This window comes from Xenorhabdus entomophaga (assembly GCF_037996725.1).
Taxonomy (GTDB): domain Bacteria; phylum Pseudomonadota; class Gammaproteobacteria; order Enterobacterales; family Enterobacteriaceae; genus Xenorhabdus; species Xenorhabdus khoisanae.
This window is the reverse complement of record NZ_JBBMXH010000141.1, coordinates 1-7,362: the sequence shown is the minus strand read 5'-3', so window position 1 is coordinate 7,362 and position 7,362 is coordinate 1. Positions and strand designations below refer to the sequence as shown.

Annotated in this window: 6 protein-coding genes and 1 pseudogene; 6 read left to right on the top strand and 1 reads right to left on the bottom strand. The window is 47.9% G+C overall.

Annotation, left to right across the window (positions count from 1 at the left end):
* Positions 1-104: 104 nt before the first annotated feature.
* From AAC854_RS24390 to AAC854_RS20135, 6 genes are all read left to right on the top strand, one after another.
* A complete protein-coding gene (locus AAC854_RS24390; RefSeq protein ID WP_422824110.1) occupies positions 105-686 on the top strand; it encodes a phage antirepressor N-terminal domain-containing protein in 582 nt (193 codons plus the stop codon).
* A gap of 183 nt (positions 687-869) precedes the next feature.
* Positions 870-2,225 carry a phage tail fiber protein gene (locus AAC854_RS20155; protein ID WP_340618666.1) on the top strand — a complete coding sequence of 452 codons (1,356 nt, stop codon included), beginning with the start codon at positions 870-872 and terminating at the stop codon, positions 2,223-2,225.
* Between the two features lie 134 nt (positions 2,226-2,359).
* On the top strand, positions 2,360-2,626 hold the full coding sequence (locus tag AAC854_RS20150) for a type II toxin-antitoxin system RelB/DinJ family antitoxin (RefSeq protein ID WP_273548097.1): 267 nt from the start codon (positions 2,360-2,362) through the stop codon (positions 2,624-2,626).
* A complete protein-coding gene (locus AAC854_RS20145; RefSeq protein ID WP_340618665.1) occupies positions 2,613-2,894 on the top strand; it encodes a type II toxin-antitoxin system YafQ family toxin in 282 nt (93 codons plus the stop codon). The genes AAC854_RS20150 and AAC854_RS20145 overlap by 14 nt, the downstream gene beginning before the upstream one ends.
* A gap of 642 nt (positions 2,895-3,536) precedes the next feature.
* Positions 3,537-3,806 (top strand): hypothetical protein, encoded by a 270-nt coding sequence (locus tag AAC854_RS20140; RefSeq protein ID WP_340618664.1) that lies wholly within the window; start codon positions 3,537-3,539, stop codon positions 3,804-3,806.
* A 680-nt stretch (positions 3,807-4,486) separates the two neighbouring features.
* Positions 4,487-6,784, top strand: coding sequence for an RHS repeat-associated core domain-containing protein (locus tag AAC854_RS20135; RefSeq protein WP_340618663.1), 2,298 nt, complete (start codon positions 4,487-4,489; stop codon positions 6,782-6,784).
* Positions 6,785-7,185: 401 nt separating this feature from the next.
* Here AAC854_RS20135 and AAC854_RS20130 read toward each other — a convergent pair.
* Positions 7,186-7,362 (bottom strand): annotated as a pseudogene (locus AAC854_RS20130) (IS982 family transposase); the annotation flags it as partial.

The window sequence follows — 7,362 nt, the reverse complement described above, 5'->3', positions numbered from 1 at the left end:
TCACTTTGATATGAGCCTTCGAGGAAGTCAGTTATAGCTGGCGAGCTTCGACGGGCTGATTTTCTATGTGAACGAGGGTTCATTTCAAATGTAGGTAATACGCCATGAGTAACTTGTTAACTGCTGAAATTAACTTCAAAGGTGACACCATCACCACGATGAAAGAAGAGAGCATTGAGTATGTCGCCATGAAACATATTGTTAAGAACTTAGGGATGAGCTGGGGTGCACAGCAACAAAAGTTACAGAGAAACAAAGATAAGTTTGGGTGTATCGATATCGATATACCTTCAAGTGGTGGAATTCAAAGGATGCTATGCATCCCTCTGAAAAAACTTAATGGTTGGTTGTTCAGTATTAACCCTGCGAAAGTTAAAGCAAGCATTCGCAACAAACTCATTCAATATCAGGAAGAATGCTTTGCTGCTCTGTATGATTACTGGACTAAGGGTTATGCCTCTCGTAAGAAATTAAACCTCTCAGAGGCCGAGATAGAAGCACATGAAATTGCCAAATACGATACAGAGACTTTTGCATTAGCAAGTCAAGGTTCCAGAGATATGAATGACAGGAAGAAAGCAATCCCCGTTATTCAGAGGAAAATCCGAGATTGGGAAAGCAGACATCTACTGCAATTCGATTTCGTTCTGGTTCAGACAGGAATAGGAAGACTCACCCGCTCTTAGCTTACGCCATCATGACTCACAGAGTCGTGATCGCTATGCAGAAAAGCAAAGTCCGATAATCGGATATTGGACGATAAATGACTTTATGAATACTTTTTCAGCATTTCATATCACCACCGTACAAAAATTGTCGGGGCTATATCAACCAGAGCAGTTAATTATTCTGATTTATGGAGAACAAACATGTCACAAGGTACAGCAACATCCACATTCACTGTCGGTATCAAATACGACACTGAGACATTAAGCCAGCTTGAATCACAGTTAGAACGCATTGCTGAACTGATGGATCGCATTGATGGGCGACGTGAGGTCGGTACGAAGCAGGCGGAATACAAAGACGCTGCCACCATCATCAATGAGGTGGAGCAGGCTTATCATGCACAGGGAGTCTTTATCGGAAAGTTAAGGTCTTTAGTGTCGAAGGTGGGAATTAATCTGAGTGATGATCACCTCCGCCAGATAATCCGTGAAGAGATACTGCTGTTCGTCGCACGCGAGAGTGAACGCGGCGGCCTGCCGAACGGTCAGACTGTGTCATTGCAGTCGATACGGGCATTGCAGGCGGCAATATCTAATACCTACCCCAAAACAGGCGGTGTTGTTAACGGCGATGTCAGTGCAACCCGTTTATTCTCGCAATCTATCGTTGGCGTTGCGGGCGACGCTAACGGAATGCAATTTGGGGGAGTAGACGGCACCGGTTTTGGTGGAAATAATCTGGAGCTACTCTCGTGGTGGGGTATTGGTCTGAAATCCTCGTTTAATAAAAAGACGCGGATCTATTTTGATACCCGTGAGGGAAATATTGCGGCTCAGGGTTCTGTTAATGCTCCGCAACTACTCACACAGTCATTGGTGGTGGGTAGTGGTAGTTTAGACGCTGGTCAAATAGATCATGCTGGCTTCGAGGGTAATAATATAGAAATTCGCTCTTGGTTCGGCATTGGTTTTTATTCAACGCATACAAAGCAGACTAGCATTTTTTTCAATACCCGCACGGGAGATATAGCAACCAGAGGCACGATTCGCGCGGGTAATGGGGTTGTGCTCTCTTTAGGGCAAAATTGTCATCAAGATGGTAGCGGGTATATCAGACCAAGTTCCCCCATCATCCAAATCTACCCCGACGGCACATTTACCACCAACGACGAATCCGAGGGGGCCACGGTCACTAAACTCGGCCTCGGTCATTATCAGATATCCGGTGTGCTGGGTTATAACGCGGATGGCGCATGGGGCGTGCATGGCGGCATCTCTTCGCCGAAGAATAACAACGGGCTGGAACTCATCTACCTTGATGACAAGGTACACAAGGATGGCACTATCACGATTGAGACGTTCCACCGTCAGCATACCCATTTACCCAAGCAGTTTCAGAACAAGCGGATAAAGGAAATCGTGGACGGTGAGAAAGTTTACTATGCCGATGGTGAGCCGTGTGACATTCCCGAAGGCTGTCGCTTAGACGTCCGTGTCCAGATGCCGGAAGATTCGGTGTGGAATGTGGGGCAGGGGGAGGTGAATTCAGAGCCTTGACGATATGAAAAAGCTATAGGGCGCTATAAAGTCAGCGCCTGATCCCAAGCCACGGACGGCTCTGATTCCATAACCATTGCGATGTAGTCATAGTGAGACTACAATAGGTCAATATATGACCGGAGGAACAGTAAATGACTACAACTGAAACCTATGTTCGTGCGCGTATTGATGCTGAAACTAAAGAGCGCGCCAGTGCAGCGCTGGAAGCAATGGGGTTATCTGTTTCTGATGCTATTCGCTTGTTGATGTTACGCATAGCTGATGAACAACGCTTGCCTTTTGATGTCAAAGTACCGAACGCAGCAACTCAAAAAGCAATGGATGAACTGAAAACTGGAAAGGGAAAGCGATTCGAGAGCGTGTCTGCGCTAATGGCGGATCTGCATGAGGACGATTGAGCGCTCAACGGCATTTAAGCGGGACTATAAACGCGAATCTAAAGGACGGTATCGCGTTGGTCTTGATGATACGTTAGTTACCGTATTGGTAGCACTGGCGAATAATGAACCCCTCGAACGCCGCCATCGTGACCATGAACTGGACGGCAATTGGTCTGGGTATCGGGAATGCCACGTCAAACCGGATTTACTGCTGATTTACCAAAAACCGGATAGTGAAACCCTGCATTTAGTTAGACTCGGTTCCCATAGTCAACTATTTGGATGAATGCTATCAGGGAATAATTTTCATTTATTATGAGAAAAACAACCTATTCAGAACTCACGATTAAGCGGCTGTGCACTTGTGCAGTCGCGCAACAATTACGTGAGTTCATTTATGAAAGTAAGAAATCATGCTGTCAGACGGCATCATATGTATCGCTTAAAGGCGAAACGCAGTAAGTACAATAATGCTGGCCACATTCCAGATGCCAGAGGAATAGGCAGGTGCTACAGAACGCCTTGCGCGTGTGCTTGCTGGATGTGTGCAAATCATCGTGATGTATTTGGTATGAGTATCAAAGAGACTCGCGATAGAGCTAAATATACCGATTAATCATCCCAACCCGCCCCGTGCGGGTTTTTCATGAGGTAACATTCCTTAGCATTCTTCCTTCCCTATTTGTACACCCCCCACACAACCCCAATCAATTCATTCAACCCTCTACACTCGTTTAACCCCTTGATTTCATTATTCTCTGTCTCTATGCAGGAAATAAGTAAAATCAACCACTTAGCTAAAATCGGGATTTCCCGACTTTAATTCAGCACGCTTCTGTTTCAAACGGAGGCGTGAATTAACTGTAGGGATTCCTTGAGGTTGAGGGGTGCTGTCGAGGTCATTAGCTCAGTGACCTCGAAGAATACCGTGGTCCTCACTTTGGCCTACCCGATAATTTCGGGTTGGTTGAAAGTACGCCTAAGTGGGAATTCCCGCTTTGGCGATAACTCCTTGATTACTCCATTCGTCCTCACTTTGGAAACTGGAAATATTGAGATGTCTCGGGTGGTCAAAGTGACGGCCTCGGACAAATCAATGGGTTACAGTGATGGCTTGAAAAATAAGCAGACGCCATATTTACAGTCTGGTGATCATTGGTTCCGACGAAATTCGTCGTTAGTCACTGAGTTACATTGAGTAACCCTGTGAGTGCAAAGGGTATCATGGAAATCACCATACCCAAGGTGGGATATCACATCTTGAAGATGGTGGTGATTTCCGCAACACCTTTTCTTTTTGTGCCTAACTAACTGTCAGTCGCAAATTAACCGCGTCGCTAAATGATACGCGGAAAGTTTGCGCAACCATTAATGAGGTGTGCAAATTCTGTGAGTAAATATCATTTACGCTCAATGTCCGAGAAATGGGTGCTAAAGCAAATTCCCTGAGACAACACCAAATTTTCTATTAAATCTTTATTTATCAATATGATGTAAATTATTTACGATACAAAAGATAAAATTGAGACAACATAAAATAGGCTTGGTTGTCTCAATTTTCAGATATTAATCATTATAAAACAATAAGTTAATCTGCTTGAGACAACCGAGGCAACTGAGACAACACCGTTTGCTTAACTTATATATAAAGAGAAATAAAATTATGAAAATTAATTTGGAGTTCTTGGCGCAAAAATATGAGTTAGTGACTGACGACGAATTTCGTCGGTAGTGATAAGAATTTCTGTGTGACGGCGGTCAAGTAAGAGTTCTGAGATATAGCCGCGGTTATCAATAACGGCAATTACTCCATCAAATAGAGTAACGTGTTGATTTTTATGATGATTGAAAAACCAGATCATCTATAGGTGATGGCGGATGCCACGAAGACAGAAGAAGAACGAACAACCCTGCCTGATAACGGATGACACCGGAAAACGGTTGCGGCAGGAGTATGATCCGGTCACTCTGACGACCCGGCATCAAATGGAAGCGGATGGTCTGTCGTTCGGTTATACAGAAACCGTCTACGACCTGCGGCATCAGCCGTTGACCGTAACGCAATATGACAGTCAGGGACAACATGCCAGCCAGCAACAGAACGATTATGACGGGCTGGGCCGGTTACGCGCTACGGTGGATACGCTGGGGCAGAAGACCGAATACCGTTATGATGCGTTTAACCGGGTATCGGTGATCCAGTACAGCGATGGCACCGTGGTGCGCAAAAGTTATGCGCCGTTTAGTGCCGGTGCGTTACTGACGCAGATAGAAGCCGACGGAAAAGTGCTGGGTATCCGTGAGTTTGACAGCATGCACCGGGCGGTATCCACCACAGTTGGCGACCGTATCCACCGCGCGACCTATCAGGCCAGTAATCCTGCACCGGCAACGGTCACCGATGCGCAGGGGCAGACATCGCAGCAGCAGTATGAACCCCGGCTGGGCAACGCGTTGCTCCAGATGATCACAGCGGGTATCCAACAGAACTTTACCTATGAGGCTAAAACCGGCGCAATGGTCCGAGCTGTGACGGCACAGCAGGTTACTCAGCAACTCAGTTATACCTCTGCCGGGCAGTTACAGCAGGAAAGTGTGTGTTTTGACGATACCGGTGCGGGAGCGGCCCGAAACGCAGAATACAGTTACTCGCCGGCTGGCAGACTGACGGAATACCGGGGATTTTCAACGGCAGAAGGCCGAACCCGGCGGCTGCGTTTTGATACGCTGGGGCGGCCGGTTGAAATGGCTGATGATGCCCTCAGCGTGACCTTTTCCTATGATGCCGCCAGTCGGGCTAACCGCTGGACGGTACAGGATAAAAAAACAACGCAGCAACTGATGACCACGCTGAACTGGGATGATTTTGGCCAGGAAACGGAACGCCGGATTGAAAGCGACACCGACATACTGACACTGACGCAGGCCTATACAGTTATCGGTCAGTTAGCGTGCCGGACGACCTGCTCACAACAGGCCGGACTGCTGCGGCAGGAAAGCTACACTTACGATCCTGCCCGCCGCTGGCTGACAGATTATCAGTGCGCGGGGAGCGAGTGCCCAAGGGATGCTTATGGTATGACACTGACCCGCCAGCAGTTCACTTATGATCGGCTGGGTAATATCCTGACCTGTATCACCACGCTGACGGATGGCAGCAGTGATACGGCGACGTTCAGTTACAGCCCGTCCGATGCCTGTCAGTTACAGCGTATTACTCATACCCATCCGGACTATCCGGCGGAAATCACTCTGGCTTATGATAAGAACGGGCAGCTGATCCTGGATGAGTCTGGGCGAGAACTTACCTATGATGCGCTGGGCAGGCTCACATCAGCCACGCTGAACGAAAACACCTGTGATTACGGGTACGATGCGGCGGGCCGGCTAGCACTGCAACGGCTGAACGGTACGCAGACGCAGGAACTGTATTATCAGGGCAACATGCGGGTGATGGAAGTGCTGCGGGAAAGCGGGACAGAAACCCACCGGGTACAGGCGAACGGTGTGTCGGCGGCAACAGTCACCGACAGCGGCACACACTTACTGGGTACCGACGGGCAGGGTAGTGTGCTGATGAGCCAACAGCATCCCGATACCCTGACCCGCTATCGCTACACGCCGTATGGACAGCAGGCAACAGACGAACAGAACCCCGCTCAGCCAGCGTATACCGGGGAAGCCTTTGATCCGGTGGGCGGCGGTTACCATCTGGGCAATGGCTACCGTACCTACAATCCGGTCCTGATGCGGTTTACCGCCCCGGACAGCTTAAGCCCGTTTGGTGCCGGAGGGCTGAACCCATACGCATACTGTTTGGGTGATCCGATAAACCGGAGCGATCCCAGCGGGCATATGAGCGTAGGCAGTATTCTGGGCATTGTCTTTGGGACGATAGGTTTGGTCATCGGGCTGGCAACGGCGATCCCGACGGGAGGTGCGTCTCTGACTATTAGCGGCGCGATTTTAGCGGGGATCGGCTTTTTGGGCGATGCCACCGGGATTGTCAGTGCGGCGACGGAAGAGAACAACCCACAGGCATCAGCGGTGTTGGGCTGGGTATCCCTCGCTCTGGGAACATTAAGTTTGGGTAGCGGGCTGCTGGGCGGGCTGGCGCGGGGAATGCGGCAGCGGGAAGTAGTAGTAGCTACACTACGGCTGGCTCTCAGGCTGTAATGGAAACAGAGTATGTACGCGGTTTCAGACAGATTAAGAACCTGGCTGGCCGTAATATTGTGGAAACCATAGGTAATAGCCAGATAAATAATATCGAAATTGATACAGATAGACTGGCTAATACAGTTGGGACTCACGAGTATCAATCAGTTTATGGAAAGGTTTTAAAATTAGGTTTTTGGGAAAGTTCCAGTGGAAGTAATATATTGAAAATAGATAATACTGTTCCAATAAATGTTTTAGCTGGACAAAGTACCCATGTGAATATCACAGACAATATTTATTTAAGGTTATATGCACAGTTTATTACTGATAATTCTGTTGTAACACACGTTACCAATACTAATACAATACGTTCACTCATTGATTATAATTTTACAAATAGAACGCGATGCTCGACTTTAACACCCTATAACGTTAGCGTGTTGAAGCCAATCGCGTTGTCTTTTACCTTGTTTAAAATTAGCAAAAATGCCCAACGTATGAGAAAGCAGTTTTCTGGCTATTCGATTACTCAAATGCCACAGATCCCGCGCCCAGCACTTCTCGATAGCAAATTGTCCGGCAAGTTGACCTAT

Bases quoted from the DNA above. Each gene is read 5' to 3' on its own strand.
- AAC854_RS24390 (WP_422824110.1), top strand. From the start codon at position 105: ATGAGTAACTTGTTAACTGCTGAAATTAACTTCAAAGGTGACACCATC.
- AAC854_RS20145 (WP_340618665.1), top strand. From the start codon at position 2,613: ATGAGGACGATTGAGCGCTCAACGGCATTTAAGCGGGACTATAAACGC.
- AAC854_RS20135 (WP_340618663.1), top strand. From the start codon at position 4,487: ATGCCACGAAGACAGAAGAAGAACGAACAACCCTGCCTGATAACGGAT.
- AAC854_RS20150 (WP_273548097.1), top strand. From the start codon at position 2,360: ATGACTACAACTGAAACCTATGTTCGTGCGCGTATTGATGCTGAAACT.
- AAC854_RS20155 (WP_340618666.1), top strand. From the start codon at position 870: ATGTCACAAGGTACAGCAACATCCACATTCACTGTCGGTATCAAATAC.